At 73.7% G+C, this 15,768-nt stretch carries 14 protein-coding genes; 4 read left to right on the forward strand and 10 right to left on the reverse strand.

Annotated elements, in window-relative coordinates; all coding sequences use genetic code 11:
- Positions 1-30 precede the first annotated feature (30 nt).
- Positions 31-843 (forward strand): sterol carrier family protein, encoded by an 813-nt coding sequence (locus ACFY2K_RS09000; protein ID WP_380523817.1) that lies wholly within the window; start codon positions 31-33, stop codon positions 841-843.
- Positions 844-864: 21 nt separating this feature from the next.
- Here the strand turns inward: ACFY2K_RS09000 and ACFY2K_RS09005 are convergent, their stop codons facing one another.
- Both ACFY2K_RS09005 and ACFY2K_RS09010 read right to left on the reverse strand, forming a co-directional pair.
- Positions 865-1,572, reverse strand: coding sequence for a hypothetical protein (locus ACFY2K_RS09005; RefSeq protein WP_380587573.1), 708 nt, complete (start codon positions 1,570-1,572; stop codon positions 865-867).
- An 82-nt stretch (positions 1,573-1,654) separates the two neighbouring features.
- A complete protein-coding gene (locus tag ACFY2K_RS09010) occupies positions 1,655-2,437 on the reverse strand; it encodes a DUF3152 domain-containing protein (protein ID WP_380523820.1) in 783 nt (260 codons plus the stop codon).
- A 251-nt stretch (positions 2,438-2,688) separates the two neighbouring features.
- Between ACFY2K_RS09010 and ACFY2K_RS09015 the strand changes: the two genes are divergently transcribed.
- Positions 2,689-3,120: a DUF3151 domain-containing protein gene (locus ACFY2K_RS09015; protein WP_375882763.1), complete on the forward strand. Its 432-nt coding sequence runs from the start codon at positions 2,689-2,691 to the stop codon at positions 3,118-3,120.
- 85 nt (positions 3,121-3,205) lie between these two features.
- On the opposite strand, the gene fbaA is transcribed toward ACFY2K_RS09015, so the two are convergent.
- Positions 3,206-4,228 (reverse strand): class II fructose-bisphosphate aldolase, encoded by a 1,023-nt coding sequence (gene fbaA, locus ACFY2K_RS09020; RefSeq protein ID WP_375882760.1) that lies wholly within the window; start codon positions 4,226-4,228, stop codon positions 3,206-3,208.
- A gap of 387 nt (positions 4,229-4,615) precedes the next feature.
- Here fbaA and ACFY2K_RS09025 point away from each other — a divergent pair, with 387 nt between their 5' ends.
- Positions 4,616-5,335, forward strand: a complete 720-nt coding sequence (locus tag ACFY2K_RS09025; protein ID WP_375882757.1) for a DedA family protein — start codon at positions 4,616-4,618, stop codon at positions 5,333-5,335.
- Between the two features lie 138 nt (positions 5,336-5,473).
- On the opposite strand, the gene pyrE is transcribed toward ACFY2K_RS09025, so the two are convergent.
- From pyrE to ACFY2K_RS09055, 6 genes are all read right to left on the reverse strand, one after another.
- Positions 5,474-6,010: an orotate phosphoribosyltransferase gene (gene pyrE, locus ACFY2K_RS09030; protein WP_375882755.1), complete on the reverse strand. Its 537-nt coding sequence runs from the start codon at positions 6,008-6,010 to the stop codon at positions 5,474-5,476.
- Positions 6,011-6,053: 43 nt separating this feature from the next.
- Positions 6,054-7,127, reverse strand: a complete 1,074-nt coding sequence (locus ACFY2K_RS09035; RefSeq protein ID WP_387710405.1) for a hypothetical protein — start codon at positions 7,125-7,127, stop codon at positions 6,054-6,056.
- A 222-nt stretch (positions 7,128-7,349) separates the two neighbouring features.
- Positions 7,350-8,993 (reverse strand): polyamine aminopropyltransferase, encoded by a 1,644-nt coding sequence (locus ACFY2K_RS09040; RefSeq protein ID WP_387710407.1) that lies wholly within the window; start codon positions 8,991-8,993, stop codon positions 7,350-7,352.
- Between the two features lie 169 nt (positions 8,994-9,162).
- Positions 9,163-9,690, reverse strand: coding sequence for a DUF2617 family protein (locus tag ACFY2K_RS09045; RefSeq protein ID WP_375882747.1), 528 nt, complete (start codon positions 9,688-9,690; stop codon positions 9,163-9,165).
- A gap of 842 nt (positions 9,691-10,532) precedes the next feature.
- Positions 10,533-11,693, reverse strand: a complete 1,161-nt coding sequence (locus ACFY2K_RS09050) for a pyridoxal phosphate-dependent aminotransferase (protein ID WP_380523830.1) — start codon at positions 11,691-11,693, stop codon at positions 10,533-10,535.
- Between the two features lie 161 nt (positions 11,694-11,854).
- Positions 11,855-12,409 carry a YbjN domain-containing protein gene (locus ACFY2K_RS09055; protein ID WP_375882741.1) on the reverse strand — a complete coding sequence of 185 codons (555 nt, stop codon included), beginning with the start codon at positions 12,407-12,409 and terminating at the stop codon, positions 11,855-11,857.
- 335 nt (positions 12,410-12,744) lie between these two features.
- Here ACFY2K_RS09055 and ACFY2K_RS09060 point away from each other — a divergent pair, with 335 nt between their 5' ends.
- Positions 12,745-13,044 carry a helix-turn-helix domain-containing protein gene (locus tag ACFY2K_RS09060; protein WP_380523832.1) on the forward strand — a complete coding sequence of 100 codons (300 nt, stop codon included), beginning with the start codon at positions 12,745-12,747 and terminating at the stop codon, positions 13,042-13,044.
- A gap of 109 nt (positions 13,045-13,153) precedes the next feature.
- On the opposite strand, the gene clpB is transcribed toward ACFY2K_RS09060, so the two are convergent.
- Positions 13,154-15,760 carry an ATP-dependent chaperone ClpB gene (gene clpB / locus ACFY2K_RS09065; protein WP_375882735.1) on the reverse strand — a complete coding sequence of 869 codons (2,607 nt, stop codon included), beginning with the start codon at positions 15,758-15,760 and terminating at the stop codon, positions 13,154-13,156.
- Positions 15,761-15,768: the final 8 nt, after the last annotated feature.

Raw genomic sequence — 15,768 nt, forward strand, 5'->3', positions numbered from 1 at the left:
ACCGTCCGCCCCTCGGCGTATGTTGGCCCCATGCCCGCCAAGTCCCGTACGTACCAACCGCAGAAGGTCCGCGCCGCGCTGGCCGCCCAGACCGGGGCGCTGCGCGCCGCCGTGGCGGGCCTCGGCGACGAACAGCTGGACCTGCCGACCAGGTTGGGGGACTGGCGGGTGCGGGAGCTGCTCGCCCATCTGGCCGTCCAACTCGACTTCGTCCCCGCGCACCTGGACGATCCGCTCCAGGGGCGCCCGCCGCTCGACCTGCCGGGCTGGGTGGCGGCGGTCGGCACGGTGGCGCCGCTGCTGGACGAGCAGGCCCGGGACCGGGCCGCGGCGGACTTCGGCGGGGACGCGGCCGCCGTCGCGGCGGCCTTCGGGCGGGCCGCCGACGCGCTGACCGGTCTGCTGGCGAAGCCCGAAGCCGCCGACCCGGTACGGCGGTTCGAGATCCGGCTCGGCTCGATGACGCTCGCCGACATGCTGGTCACCAGGCTGGTGGAGACCGTCGTGCACGCCGACGACCTGGCCGACGCCCTCGGCGCCGCCGCGTTCCCGCACGAGCGCCAGGCCCTCGCCGCCGTCACCCGGCTGCTCGCCGACGCGCTGGCCGTCCGGGCCCCTGGCGGCGCGGTCGAGCTGCGGATCCCGCCGTACGCCGTCGTCCAGGCCGTCGAGGGCCCCCGGCACACCCGGGGCACCCCGCCGAACGTGGTCGAGACCGACCCGCTGACCTGGATCCGGCTGGCCACCGGCCGGCTGCCCTGGGCGGCGGCGGTGGCCGACCACCGGGTGTCCGCCTCGGGGGAGCGCAGCGACCTGGGGGCGTACCTGCCGGTGCTGGGGTAGCGGCCCGAACCGGACGCGGCCCTAGTGCAGCTGGTCGACCAGGGCTGCGGCGGCCTTGCGCAGGGGTTCGCCGGTGAGGGCCTGGTCCGGCTCGCCGGTGCCGGGGTTCTGGGACAGCATCAGCACGATGTCGCCCTCGCCCTGGTGCGCGATCCGGGCGAGGGCCGCGGTGCCCTTGCTGCCGAGGATCCGGGTCTGGCCGGGGCCCGGCTGCTCGGTGGCGACCTGCTGGAGCTCGGCGACGGACAGCTCCGCGGCGCGCCGGATGCCCGGCAGGAGCATGTTGACGGCCACCCCGGACTGCGGGACGGCGAACAGTTCGAGGTCCAGCCGCGCCGTGCCGACCTGGTAGGCGCAGCTGACGTCGGCGTTCGGCGGAGTGGCCGGGATCGACGGCATGGTCGGCGGGTGGCTCGCGCCGGACGGCCACGGCTGCGGCGGCAGGCCGTCGCCGACGCTGCCCTGCACGGCGTGCCCGTCGTACTCGTGGTCCGGGGTGACGGCGCCGGGGATCCCGGCCGCCTGCAGCGCCTTGCCGAGGTCGAGGCCGAACGGGCAGGTGTCCTGCTTGTCCTGCTGGAGCTTCTCGGCGGTCGAGCGGACGGAGCCGTAGGACAGTGCGCCGGGCCCGGGGACGCCCCCGGTCGAGGACGAGCAGGCGGCGGCGCCGAGGGCGATCCCGGCGGCGGCGAACACGGCGGTGAGCTTTCGGCGGTGGGCAGCGGTCATGGTCGCAGGGTAGGCGCCGGGGGTCCCGGCCAACTGCCGATCAGGTCTCAACTCCGTTCCGAAGCGCGGCGCCGGACGCTCCTCAGGGCACGGCCGGGCCGCTCAGGTAGGTGCCCTCGGCGGAGTACGGCCAGGCGTTCGGCGTGCAGCCCTTGAGGCCGTAGATCTGCTGCATCATCGCGGGTGCGGGCTTGCCCGGGCCGGGGCAGGTCTCGTGGCCGTGGCCGATCCGGTGGCCGACCTCGTGATTGATGATCAGGGCCCGGTACTCGTCCAGCGGCCCGTCGAACTGGGGTGAACCGGTGTTCCAGCGCTTGGAGTTGACGAGCACCTGGTTGCCGACGTTGCAGTTCACCTCGCCGTGGGTGTCCAGGCCGGAGGCGCCGCAGATCTTGTCGACGGTGGCCGGGGAGGCGATCTTCACGGTGAAGTCGTAGGAGCCGCCGGCGACCAGCTGGAAGGCGTTCTTGCGGTCGTTGGTCCAGCCGCGGCGGTCGCCCAGGAAGCCGTGGATCTGCGCGGCGGCGGAGGCGGCGTCGATGCCGATGCCGTCCTCGACCTCCACCCGGTAGCGGCGCACGGTGCCGCGCCCGACCGCCTTGGCGTTGGCGGGGGCGGTGCTGAACGTGCCCGAGCCCTTGGTGGGGCCGGGGTCCGGGGCGGTGGGCGTCGGCGTGGGCGTGGGCGTCGGGGTGTTCACCGGGGTCGGGGTGGGGGCCGCCGACGGGGTGCCGGGTGCCTGTTCGGCGGGCGGGGCGAGCCGGGCCTGGGCGGAGGCGGCGGGGGCCGGGGCGTCCGGGGAGCGCTCCAGGGCGAAGGCCGCGGCGCCCAGCAGCAGCACGGAGGCCACCAATGCCGTGAGCATGCCAGGTCCGATCCGGCGGGATGCCCGGCGACGGCGTCTGCTGCGAGCGTTCTTGGACTGAGTGGCTCGCCGGCGGGCGGATCTGGCTGCGGGCACGCGCCACACCCTGACATGGCGAACGGGTGAATGTCCATATACCCGGTATGCAACCTTCGGGGCCCGTCGTGCGTTGGGCGGCGCTCGTCGGGCCGGCGGGCGGCCGATCACCGGGGGGCGGTTGACCCCAGGGCCCCGAATGGCAGACTGCACCCATGGCGATCCACAGGAATCTTCTCGACGGCCCCGAACCGACCCTGCTGCCCGAGGACGAGCAGCCCTACCGGATGCTGGCGGAGGAGTCCGCCTCACCGACCCAGGTGGCCGCGGAGTTCCCGACCTTCTGCCTCGCCTGGGCCATGCTCGCCGACGACGCCTACGCCGCCGGCCGGCACGTCGAGTCGTACGCCTACGCCCGCACCGGCTACCACCGGGGCCTCGACGCGCTGCGCCGCAACGGCTGGAAGGGCCACGGCCCGGTGCCGTGGGAGCACCGCGGCAACCGCGGTTTCCTGCGCTGCCTGGCGGCGCTCGCCCGGGCGGCCGGCGCGATCAAGGAGACCGAGGAGGAGGCCCGCTGCTGGCAGTTCCTCAAGGACAGCAGCGCGGAGGCGTACGCGGAGCTCAAGCAGTCGACCGAGCTGTAGGCACCCCGACGGTGTGACCGTGCCCCCGGTGGACGATCCACCGGGGGCACTCAGCACTCCGGGCGCCGGTCGTGCCGGCCGCCGGTTACTTCAGGCGCTTGCCGGCCGAGCGCAGCTGCTCGGCGGCCTCGCGCACGCGGGCGGCCATGCCGGCCTCGGCCAGCTTGCCCCAGGTGCGGGGGTCGTAGGTGTTCTTCTTGCCGACCTCGCCGTCGACCTTCAGCACGCCGTCGTAGTTGGCGAACATGTGGCCGGCCACCGGGCGGGTGAAGGCGTACTGGGTGTCGGTGTCCAGGTTCATCTTCACGACGCCGTTCTCCAGCGCGGTGGCGATCTCCTCGGTGGTCGAGCCCGAGCCGCCGTGGAAGACGAAGTCGAACGGGTCGGTCCGGCCGTACTGCTTGCCGATCGCGTCCTGCAGCTCGCGCAGCAGCTCCGGCTTGAGCACGACGTTGCCCGGCTTGTACACGCCGTGCACGTTGCCGAAGGAGGCGGCCAGCAGGTAGCGGCCCTTCTCGCCCAGGCCCAGCGCCTCGGCGGTGCGCACCGCGTCGTTGACGGTGGTGTACAGCTCGTCGTTGATCTCGTGGGTGACGCCGTCCTCCTCGCCGCCGGTCGGGGTGATCTCGACCTCAAGGATGATCTTGGCGGCGGCGGCCTGGGCCAGCAGCTCCTGGGCGATCTCCAGGTTGTCGGCGAGGGTCTCGGCCGAGCCGTCCCACATGTGCGACTGGAACAGCGGGTTCTGGCCCTTGGCCACGCGCTCGGCGGAGACCGCCAGCAGCGGGCGGACGTAGCCGTCCAGCTTGTCCTTCGGGCAGTGGTCGGTGTGCAGCGCGACGGTGATGTCGTACTTGGCGGCGACGATGTGGGCGAACTCGGCGAGCGCGACCGCGCCGGTGACCATGTCCTTGCTGTGCTGGCCGCCCAGGAACTCCGCGCCACCGGTCGAGATCTGGATGATGCCGTCGCTCTCGGCCTCGGCGAAACCGCGCAGCGCGGCGTGCAGGGTCTGCGACGAAGTGACGTTGATGGCCGGGTAGGCGAACTTGCCCGCCTTGGCCCGGTCCAGCATCTCGTTGTAGACCTCGGGAGTTGCGATGGGCATGCGATCCGCTCCTGTCGGGTTGCGGCGTACGGACGGTGCTGTCCGACGCTGTGTACGCCTTCGTGACGACTCCGTGCCGGCCCGCCGACGCGCGGCGCTGCGGTGTGGCTCTCCGGCACCAAGGTTCGAGGCGACCTCCGCGGTACGGCCATGAGGGTGGTGGGCCGCTGCGGACCGGACGCCGGTGTCATCTTCCCAGACTCGTGCCCGCAGGTCAGCAGGAGCCCGTCTGTCGGGACGGCGTACCGGACGGCGCGGCCGGAACTCGTCGGCGGTTCCGCGCCCACCGGCCCGGTCCGCGCTCCCGGTCGGCGCTCCCGGTGCACGCTCCCGGTCCGCGGCCTCGGCCGGACGTCACCGGAAAGGTACGCCCGCTATCCTGCGCCCGTGGACTACAACCAGCTGGCCGTCAACGTGCTCGACGCCAAATCCCTGATCTCGTCCCTCGGCGCCATCGGGCTGATCGCGATCATCTTCGCGGAGACCGGCCTGCTGGTCGGCTTCTTCTTCCCGGGTGACTCGCTGCTGATCCTGGCGGGCGTGGCCGCCTCGAACGCGGCCTCCTCGGTGCTCGGCGACGGTGCGAAGCTGCCGATCGCCGTGCTGCTCGTGGGCTGCCCGATCGCGGCGATCGCCGGTGCCCAGCTGGGGCACCTGATCGGTGTCAAGGTCGGACCGAGGATGTTCGACAAGCCCGATTCGAAGATCTTCCGCCGCGAGTACGTGGTGAAGGCGGAGGAGTACTTCAACAAGTTCGGCTCGGGCAAGGCCGTGGTGCTGGCCCGCTTCATGCCGATCATCCGGACCTTCCTGAACCCGGTGGCCGGCACCCTGGAGATGCCCGCGAAGACCTTCTTCGTGTGGAACGTCGTCGGCGGCGTGCTCTGGACCGAGTCCATGCTGCTGATCGGCTACTTCTTCGGCGACGCGCTCGCCCCGGTGATCGACAAGTACCTGATCCCGGCCGTGCTGCTGATCGTGCTGCTGTCGGTCTCGCCGATCCTGGTCGAGGTCGTGCGGGAGCGCCGCAAGAAGAAGGCCGGCATCGTCGAGGCCCCGGCCGGCGACGCGGTGCAGAGCGGCAGCGGGCGGCACCGCCGCGGCTGAGGCTGCACGGCGTACGGCTGCACGGCGCGTACGGCTGCACGGCTTCACGGTGCAGTGACGGAGGGCCGGGCCCCGTTCCACGTGGTTTCACGTGAAACAGGGCCCGGCCCTCAGTGTTGCCAGGGGTGCCCGTACGGGTCAGAGACCCAGGTCGTCCAGGTCGTACGCGGTCACGTACTCCAGGCCCTGCTCCGCGATCGCGGCCGCGCCACCGCGCTCGACGATCACCGCGACGCCGACCACCTCGGCGCCCGCCTCGCGCAGCGCCTCGACGGCGGTCAGCACCGAGCCACCGGTGGTGGAGGTGTCCTCGACCGCCAGCACCCGGCGGCCCTTCACCTCGGGTCCCTCGATCCGGCGCTGCAGGCCGTGCGCCTTGCCCGCCTTGCGGACCACGAAGGCGTCCAGCTTCTGCCCGCGCGCGGCGGCGGCGTGCAGCATCGAGGCCGCCACCGGGTCGGCGCCCAGGGTCAGGCCGCCGACGGCGTCGTACTCCAGGTGGGAGGTCGCGTCCAGCATCACCCGGCCGACCAGCGGGGCGGCCTCGCCGTCCAGCGTGATCCGGCGCAGGTCGACGTAGTAGTCGGCCTCCTTGCCGGAGGAAAGGGTGACCTTGCCGTGCACGACGGCCTTGTCCTTGATCTGTGCCAGCAGGGCGTCGCGGTCGTTGCTCATGAGCGTTCAGTCTAGGCCCTGACGGCCTGCGGGGCGCTCGCGGCTAGCGCCGGCGCAGCGCCCTGACCAGCACCACGGCGCCGCCCAGCAGGGCCACCGAGCCGCCGATCACCCACGGCACCGCACTGCGGCCGCCCGCGCCCGGCACCACGATGCCACCGGCCTCGCCGCCCCAGCGGGACGCCGCCCGGGCCCGCGCGCTGCGGGCCGGCAGCGCCGGGGCGTACCGGCCGCGCGGCGGGGCGTGGTCCACCTCCTCGGCCGAACGGCCGACGATGCTGCGGCGGACCGGGCCGGAGAGCTCCGGCTCGTCCTCGTAGGCGAAGAGCGGCTCGACCGGGAGCTCCTCGGCGACCCCGTCCTGCGGACCGCCGGTGCCGGCCTCGGCGGCGTCGCCGTCGCCGCGCTCGTCGATGTCGTCCTCGCCGTCGTTGTCGTCGTCGGCGGCGGAGCCGGTGGGGAGGCCGAAACGCTCGGCATCGGCGTCGGAGAAGGCGATCAGGTCGGAGAGGTCGTCGTCCAGGTCGTCGCCGGGCTGGTCCTGGCGGTCCTCGATGAACACCACCTCGGCGTCCGTCCCGTCGTCCGTCCCGGCGTCGGCCTCGTCCGAGGGCTCCGACCCGGCCTCGTCCGCGGCCTCGTCGGCGAGCTCCTCCTCGCCGACGGCCGGGGCGTCCGGGGAGGTGAGCGCGAGGGCGAAGCGCTCCAGCAGACGGCGGCCGACGGCGTCGAGGGTCTCGGCGTCGAACTCGGTCAGCCGGCCGGTGGCGCTCAGGTCGCCGGTGAACCGGACCGTCGCGGTGCCGTCCTCGGCACCCTCCGCGACGCTCACCCGTACGGTGGCGGTCGCCTCGCCGCTGCCCCGGGCCTCCTCGCCCTCGGCCAGCACGGTCAGCACACCGCCCCGGCCCTCGATCAGCGACAGCACGCCCTTGTAGGTGATCGTGGAGCCGCCGATCCGCAGTTTCAGCCGCCCGCCGATCTCCTCGGCCGGCCCGGTCCCGACCGCCGCCGGCTCGGTGCTCAGACCCGGCACGCTCCGCGCCAGCAGCGCCGGATCCTGCAAGGCCTGCCGCACCAGCTCTGCGGACATCGGGACGACAACCTCATGCTCCATGCCACGGAGCCTACCGACTGGGCCCCGCCCGGTCCCCACCCACCACCGCCCGACTTTCCCCGGCCCGCCCCCGCCCGCCCGGGCTCCGGGGCGTGTCCCGCGCCCGTTCGCCCGGTCGGCCCGTCCGCTCCCGGCCCGGGGCCCCGGAGCCGCTTCGTGCGCGGCGCGGTGCACCGCTCGGACGTGGGCCCGACCGGTGCACCGCCGAGGTCGGCCGCCGGGTCAGCGCGGTGCCAGCAGGGTGAGGGGGGCCGGGGGGCGGGGTGGGCGGAGGGCGGTGAGGCGGGTGGTCGAGGTGCGGAGGGTGTCGGGGGTGAGGGCCCGGGGTGGTGGGGCGTCGGGGGCGAGGGTGAGCGGGGGCGGGGTGGCGGCGGCGAGCAGGAAGTCCTGGGCGGCGTCCGGCGGGCCCGGGCGGCAGCCGGCGGTGGCGCTGCCGTCGACCGCGTACGGGGCGGTCCGCAGCCCGACCGCGCGGAGGCCGGACTCGGTCTGCCAGAGGCCGTCCCCGCCGCCCCCGCCTTCCCCGCCGGCGCGGACGGCGATCCGGCCGCCGGGGGCCAGCAGCCGGGCGGCGAGGCCGTAGAACTCCTGGGAGTGGAACTTGACCGGGCCGCCGTCCGAGGGGGCGGGCAGGTCGGCGAGCACCACGTCGTACTCCTCGTCGGGTGCGCCGCGCAGCCAGGCCAGCGGGTCGGCGGCGGTGGTGCGGACCCTGGGGTCGTCCAGGGCGTGGCCGTCGAGGGCGGCGAGGCCGGGGTCGGTGCGGGCGAGCCGGGGGAGCGCCGGGTCGGCGTCGACGAGGCGGACGGAGCGGACGCCGCGGTGCCGCAGCACCTCCCGCAGGGCGAGGCCGTCACCGCCGCCGAGCAGCAGGACCCGGGCGTCGGGGCCGGCGGCCATGGCCGGGTGGACGAGGCCTTCGCTGCCCCGGTACTCGTCGGGCCCGCAGACCGCGAGCCGTCCGTCGAGGTAGAGCCGGAGCGGGCCCTCGGCGGGGCCGGTGAGCACGATCTCCTGGTACCGGCTGCGGGTGGCGTAGCGGACCTGGTCGCCGTAGAGGGCGTGCCGGGCGGCGCGTTCGATCGGGTCGGAGCCGACGGCGGCCGCGGCGAGCAGGGCGAGGACGAGGGCGCAGCCGGCCCAGAGCAGCCGTCGTATCCGGGGGGCGGGTTCCTCGCGGAAGAGCCAGAGCACCACGGCGGCCCCGGCGACGGCGTTGACCGCCCCGGTGAGCAGGGCGCCGTCGCCGGGGCCGAGCAGGGGGAGGATCAGGAACGGGAAGGCGAGGCCGCCGATCAGCGCGCCCACGTAGTCGGCGGCGAAGAGGTCGGCGACGGCGCGTCCGGCGTCCTCGCGCCGGATGCGTTGGATGAGGGTCATCAGCAGCGGGATCTCGGCGCCGATGAGGATGCCGATGAGGCAGGTGAGGATGACCATCGCGGCCTGGTAGCGGCCGATCCAGGCCCAGCAGGAGTACAGGGCGAGGACGGAGAGCCCGCCGGTGAGGGCGAGGGCGCACTCGACGAGGGCGAAGGCGGTCGCGGGCCGGCGGGTGAGCCGTTTGGCGAGCAGGGAGCCGAGGCCCATCGCGAAGACCATGACGGAGAGCACCACGGAGGTCTGGGTGACGGTGTCCCCGAGCAGGTAGTCGCCGAGTGCCACGAGTTCGAGCTCGTAGACGAGTCCGCAGGCCGCGCAGACGAACGCGGCCAGCAGGACGGTCAGCCGGGCGAGCCGGGGGCGGGAGCGCAGCCGGGAGCGACGGCGGGCGGGCAGGGGGGTGAGGCTTCGCCCGGGCCGGGGTGGGGTGCCGTCGTCGAGGTCCACTCGCGGGCGTGCGGGCGGACCGGCCGGATGGTTGATCACGAACAAACGCTAGGGGACGTGCGGGACGGATCGCTGCGCCCATCCGACGGACAGCGGGAGCCCTCGGATTGACGAATCGTTCCTGCGTACGATTCGTAGGCCTGTGCCGGGTGGCATATGACCGGTTCGGTGCTGCCGGACGGGCTGCTGGTGCCCGGCGGGTGGGCTGTCACGGCCCCGGCACCACCAGCGAGGAACGGGTGCAGACCAGCTGCCCCTCCTGCGGGTAGGCGTGCCAGGTCCGCCAGAGCAGCCGGTCGGTGCCGCCCTGGGTGACCAGGGCGGTGAAGGCGCTCGGGTCGCCCGGGAAGACCCCGGCGAGACCGCGCGGGTGCCCCTCGACCAGGGCCAGCAGCTCCTGGGCGCGGGCCGCGAAGTCGTGCGGGGGCAGGGCCTCGATGCGGGCGGCGAACTCGTACTCCCAGCCGCCGACCTGCTTGGCCACCCGGGCCGGCAGCGGGGTGCGGCGGCCGGGCATGCAGGCGACGGTCTCCAGGCAGTCTCCGGGGCCGGCCGAGATGACCACCTGGTGCGAGGCGCCCAGCAGCCGCAGCTGGAGGGTGCCGGGGGTTCCGGGGCGGCCGCCGTCGAGTCTCAGGTCGCGGACGGCGAGAGCGGGCAGCGGGTCGCCGCCGAGGCACCAGGCCAGGTCACCGGCGCGGGTGTCCGTGTAGGAGGTCTGCAGTGTGGTGAGCATGCTCGGCTCCGCGTTTCAGCTCCGTGCGCGCCCGCCGAGCAGCAGCGAGTAGGCCTAGGCGATGGCGAGGCTGTTCGTGGCTGTGCGGCCCTGGGCGCGGCCGACCGTGGAAGGAAGGATTCCGGCTGGAGATTCAGCAGCAGAGAAGCATGAATACGCCGGGTCCGTCGGTGATTTACCCATCTTTGTCAAGCATTCACCGTTTCGAGCACACCTGCTTCCCGGCTCTGATCGACCCGGTGTGCGACTCTGCACAGCGCGCGCCCCTGTCACCGGCCCGTGCGCCGTGTGCGCCGGTCGTGCGCTCTTCGCGCGCATCATGCGCCGCCGCCCGCCCCACGGGATGTGCGGGCGGGTCTCCGGGTGTGCCCGACAGGCTGTGAGGCCTGCCTGACGGGCAGCAAAGGAGCATGCCACCCAGGGGAGTTGGGGGTCGAATCAGCATGTTCGGCGGGCCAGAATTGGTCCCTGTCCAAGGGGGCGCGCAAAACGAAACGCGCGCCCCATGTGCGCAACGGGCCCCCGGAACCCTCCGCTCCCTTTGCAGAAACCGCTCTCCGGCGGGCTAGGCGGCGCCGCGCGGACCGGACGGGGCCGCCGAGCGGAGCCGTCGGCGGATCAACTCACGTGCGAGCAGGGCATGTTCATCGCACGGGCGGCTGCGGGGGGCACGCACGGGGGGCGGGAGGGCATTCCGCCGCCCGGCATTCCGCACTTCGTGCCCGGCTTCGTGCCCGGCTTCGTGCCCGGCTTCGTGCCCGGGTGGGACGTCGGCGGCTTCTTCCGGTTCTTCCGGATTCCGCACGGCACCAGATGCGCCGCCGACGTCGACCGGCGGTCGCTCAGAGCCGCCGCAGGCGGTCGACGGCCTCCTGGAGGACCTCGTCCTTCTTGCAGAAGGTGAACCGGACCAGGCTGCGCCCGGCGTCCGGGTCGTCGTAGAAGACGGCGTTGGGGATGGCGACGACGCCGCAGCGCTCCGGGAGGGCGCGGCAGAAGTCGATGCCGTCCTTCTCCCCGAGCGGGGTGATGTCGGTGGTGACGAAGTACGTGCCCTCGGGGGTGAAGGCGCGGAAGCCGGCCGCGGTGAGCCCGTCGAGCAGGAGGTCGCGCTTGCGGCGCAGGTCGGTGCGCAGGGTGTCGAAGTAGCCGTCGGGCAGGCGCAGGGCCTCGGCGACGGCGTACTGGAAGGGGCCGGCGCTGACGTAGGTGAGGTACTGCTTGGCGGTGCGCACGGCGGCGACCAGGGCGGGGCTCGCGGTGACCCAGCCGACCTTCCAGCCGGTGAAGGAGAAGGTCTTGCCGGCCGAGGAGATGGTGACGGTGCGCTCGCGCATGCCGGGGAGGGCGGCGAGGGGGTGGTGGGTGGCGCCGAAGACCAGGTGCTCGTACACCTCGTCGGTGATCACCAGGAGGTCGTGCTCGATCGCGAGGGCGGCGATGCCGGCCAGCTCCTCGGCGGTGAGGACGGTGCCGGTCGGGTTGTGCGGGGTGTTGATCAGCAGCAGCCGGGTGCGCGGGTTGATCAGGGCGCGCAGTTCGTCCAGGTCGGGGCGGAAGTGCGGGGCCCGGAGGGTGAGCGGGCGGCGGACGGCTCCGGCCATGGCGATGCAGGCGGCGTAGGAGTCGTAGAAGGGTTCGAGGGCGATCACCTCGTCGCCGGGCTCCAGCAGGGCGAGCAGGGCGGCGGCGATGGCCTCGGTGGCTCCGGCGGTGACCAGGACCTCGGTGTCGGGGTCGTACGCGAGGCCGTGGAAGCGCTGCTGGTGCTCGGCGATGGCCTGCCGAAGCTCGGGGATGCCGGGGCCGGGCGGGTACTGGTTGCCGCGGCCCTCGCGCAGGGCCCGGACGGCCGCCTCGCGGACCTCCTCGGGCCCGTCGGTGTCGGGGAAGCCCTGGCCGAGGTTGATCGAGCCGGTGGCCGTGGCCAGGGCGGACATCTCGGCGAAGATCGTCGTCCCCATCCCGGCAAGTCGGCGGTTCAGCAGCGGCCTGGTACCCATCGGTGGCTCCTCACGGCTCGTCGTCAGGGCCATCCTGGGGCAGTCGGGGGCCGGGGACAAGGATGGCCCGGCGGCCGGGAGGCGCGGGGAGGGTACGGGAACGGCCCGGCCCCCGGCGTCTGCCGGGGGCCGGGCCGCAGGGGTGTGTGCCGGGGCCTCGGTCAGGCCTCCTCGCCGCCCTCGCTGTCGCCGTCCTCGCCCTCGATCTCGTTCTGCAGGCCGAGGCGCTCGACGATCCACTGCTCGAAGCCGACCGCGGCCTGGGTCCAGTTCGCGGTGGTGGTGACGAAGTAGTCCAGGTTGACGCCGTTGCCGACGATCATCTGGACCTCGCCGATCAGGCGGACCACGCCGTCCTCGTGGGTGTGGGTGTACACCTTGGGCCAGAGGGTCTCGCGGTTCCACTCGTCGATCAGGTCGAGGATCTCGCCCTTCTTCTCCAGCGGGTACGCGCGGTCGTAGAAGGCACGGACCGCGAAGAGCTCCTTCTGCTCGCCGCGGAACATGTAGTAGACGCGGAAACCCTCCCAGGGGGCGGTGAGGTCGCCCTCCTCGTCCACGACGTGCTTGAGCTGCATCTGGTCGAGCAGCTGGGCGACCAGGGCCTGGTCCGGGACGACGATCGGCGGAGGGCCGGCCGGTCGGCCACCCTGGCCACCGGGCTGGCCGCCCTGGGGCACGCCGAACGACGGGATGGACGACGGGTCGATGCTCATGGGGGGTCCCTCTTCCTCAGTGCACGTGGTGGCCGGCAATGAGAGGCCGCCCTTTCCACCTCCCATCCTGCCTCATCCGGGGCTCCGCTCACAGGGGCGGCGGGGGCGCGTCGATCTTCGTCCCGGGGGGTCCGGGGGCCTCCGTCACGCACGGTGCCCGGGGTGCGGCGGCCTCGTCGCACGCCCGGCGCGCGCGTGAGCCAAGTCACGCGCCCGGCGCCCGGGTTCGCCTGCCGTACGCGCCGGATGCGGTTAGCGTGCGACGGAACTGGCCCGGGGCAAAGGCCTTTCCTCCCGGGCGAGTTGAGATGTTTTGGACCGAAGGGGGAGCGGGGATGGAGCGTACGGTGACGGGGGAGGGCGCCTCGCTCGGGGCGTTGCTGCGGAACATCCGGCTGGACCGGGGGATGACGCAGGAGCAGTTGGGGGAGGCCTCGGGGCTGAGCGTGCGGTCGATCCGCGACCTGGAGCGGGGGGTGTCCTGCCCGCGGGTGTCCACCCTGCGGCTGCTCACCCAGACCTGGAGCCTCCCGGAGTCCCAGGGCGCCGAGCTGCACCGGATGGCCCGCGCCTGGCGGGACCGCACGCGGCGGGAGCAGCGGGCCCCGGGGACCGAGCGGGTGCCGGGGTACTGAGCGGGTGCCGGGGTGCCGGGGTACTGGGCGGGTGCCCGGCGGCCGCCCCCTCGCGCGGGCGGGGGGACGGCCGTGGGCCGGCGGTGCCGGTGACGGGCGGGGCCGGCGGTTACTTCTCCAGCGGGCCCCGGCCGCGGACGGTGAGCCGGTCGCCCTCCTCGTCCCGCTCGACCAGGACGGTGTCCCCGTCGTGCACCTGGCCGGAGAGGATCGCCCGGGCGAGCTGGTCGCCGATCGCGGACTGCACCAGCCGGCGCAGCGGGCGGGCACCGTACGCCGGGTCGTACCCGGTGAGCGCCAGCCAGTCGCGGGCCGCCGCGGAGACCTCCAGGGTGAGCCGCCGCTCGCGCAGCCGCTCGGCGAGGCGGGCGACCTGGAGGTCGACGATCCGGCTGAGCTCGGCGGTGCCCAGCGGGTCGAAGACCACGATGTCGTCCAGCCGGTTGAGGAACTCCGGCTTGAACGCGGCCCGGACGGCGTCCAGCACCAGGGCCTTCTTCCGGTCCTCCGGGGTGGCCGGGTCGACGAGGTGGTGCGAGCCCAGGTTGGAGGTGAGGATCAGGATCGCGTTGCGGAAGTCCACCGTGCGGCCCTGGCCGTCGGTGAGCCGGCCGTCGTCCAGCACCTGGAGCAGCACGTCGAAGACCTCGGGGTGGGCCTTCTCCACCTCGTCCAGCAGCACCACGCTGTACGGGCGGCGGCGGACCGCCTCGGTGAGCTGGCCGCCCTCCTCGTAGCCGACGTACCCGGGCGGGGCGCCGACCAGGCGGGAGACCGAGTGCTTCTCGCCGTACTCGCTCATGTCGATCCGGACCATCGCCCGCTCGTCGTCGAAGAGGAAGTCGGCCAGGGCCTTGGCGAGTTCGGTCTTGCCGACGCCCGTCGGGCCGAGGAACAGGAAGGATCCGGTCGGGCGGTCCGGGTCGGCGATGCCCGAGCGGGTGCGCCGCACCGCGTCCGAGACGGCCTGCACCGCCTCCGCCTGGCCGATCAGGCGCCGGCCCAACTCCTCCTCCATGCGCAGGAGTTTGGCGCTCTCGCCCTCCAGCAGCCGGCCGGCCGGGATGCCCGTCCAGGAGGCGACCACGTCGGCCACGTCGTCCGGGCCGACCTCCTCCTTGACCATCGAGGCTGAGGCGTCCTGGTCCGCGGCGCGTTCCTGGGCCTCGGTGAGCTCGGTCTCGGCGGCCGGGATCTCGGCGTACATCAGCTTGGACGCCCGCTCGAAGTCCCCGTCGCGCTGGGCCCGTTCGAGCGCGCCGTGCAGGCCCTCCAGCCGCTCCTTGAGCTCGCCGACCCGGTTGAGGCTCTTCTTCTCCTGCTCCCAGCGCGCCGTCAGCACGCTCAACTGCTCGTTCTTGTCGGCGAGATCGCGCCGCAGCCGGGCGAGGCGGTCGACCGAGGCCGGGTCCGACTCCTTCTCCAGGGCCAGCTCCTCCATCCGCAACCGGTCGACGGAGCGCTGGAGTTCGTCGATCTCGACCGGGGAGGAGTCGATCTCCATCCGGAGCCGGGAGGCCGCCTCGTCGACCAGGTCGATCGCCTTGTCGGGCAGGAAGCGGGAGGTGATGTAGCGGTTGGACAGGGTGGCCGCGGCGACCAGGGCGGCGTCCGAGATCTGCACCTTGTGGTGCGCCTCGTACCGGCCCTTGAGGCCGCGCAGGATGGCGATCGAGTCCTCGACGCTGGGCTCGCCGACCAGCACCTGCTGGAAGCGGCGCTCCAGGGCCGGGTCCTTCTCGATCCGCTCGCGGTACTCGTCCAGCGTGGTGGCGCCGACCATCCGCAGCTCGCCGCGGGCCAGCATCGGCTTGAGCATGTTGCCCGCGTCCATCGCGGAGTCGCCGCCGGCGCCCGCGCCGACCATGGTGTGCAGCTCGTCGATGAACGTGACGACCTGGCCGTCGGAGGACTTGATGTCGTTCAGGACGGCCTTCAAGCGCTCCTCGAACTCGCCGCGGAACTTGGCGCCGGCCACCATCGCGCTGAGGTCCAGCGAGACCAGCCGCTTGCCGCGCAGCGACTCCGGTACGTCACCGGCCACGATCCGCTGGGCCAGGCCCTCGACCACGGCCGTCTTGCCGACGCCGGGCTCGCCGATCAGCACCGGGTTGTTCTTCGTCCGGCGGGAGAGCACCTGGACCACCCGGCGGATCTCGTGGTCCCGGCCGATCACCGGGTCGAGCTTGCCGTCCCGGGCGGCCTGGGTGAGGTCGGTGCCGTACTTCTCCAGGGCCTTGTAGGTGCCCTCCGGATCCGGCGACGTCACCCGGCCGCTGCCGCGGACGTCCTTGAAGGCGGCGAGCAGCGCCTTGGGCGTCGCGCCCTGCTGCGCCAGCAGCTCGGCGACCGCCCCGCCCTCGGCGGCCAGGCCGACCAGCAGGTGCTCGGTGGAGACGTACTGGTCGTCCAGGTCGTCCGCGCGCCGGCCGGCCTCGGTGAGCACGGCCAGGGTGTCCCGGGCCAGCTGCGGGGCGGAGACCGTCGAGCCCGTCGCGCTGGGCAGTGCCGTCAGCTGGCGGCGCGCCTCGGCGTCGACCCGGCCGGGGGCCGCCCCGACCGCCTCCAGCAGGGGCCGGGCGATGCCCTCGGGCTGCTCCAGCAGGGCGATCAGGATGTGCACCGGCCTGACGTCCGGGTTGCCTGCGCCGCCCGCCTGCCGGATCGCGGCGGACAGGGCGTCCTGGGTCTTGGTGGTGAACTTGCTGGCGTCCACTGCTGGGG

The organism is Kitasatospora sp. NPDC001309 (assembly GCF_042896295.1).
Taxonomy (GTDB): Bacteria; Actinomycetota; Actinomycetes; order Streptomycetales; family Streptomycetaceae; genus Kitasatospora.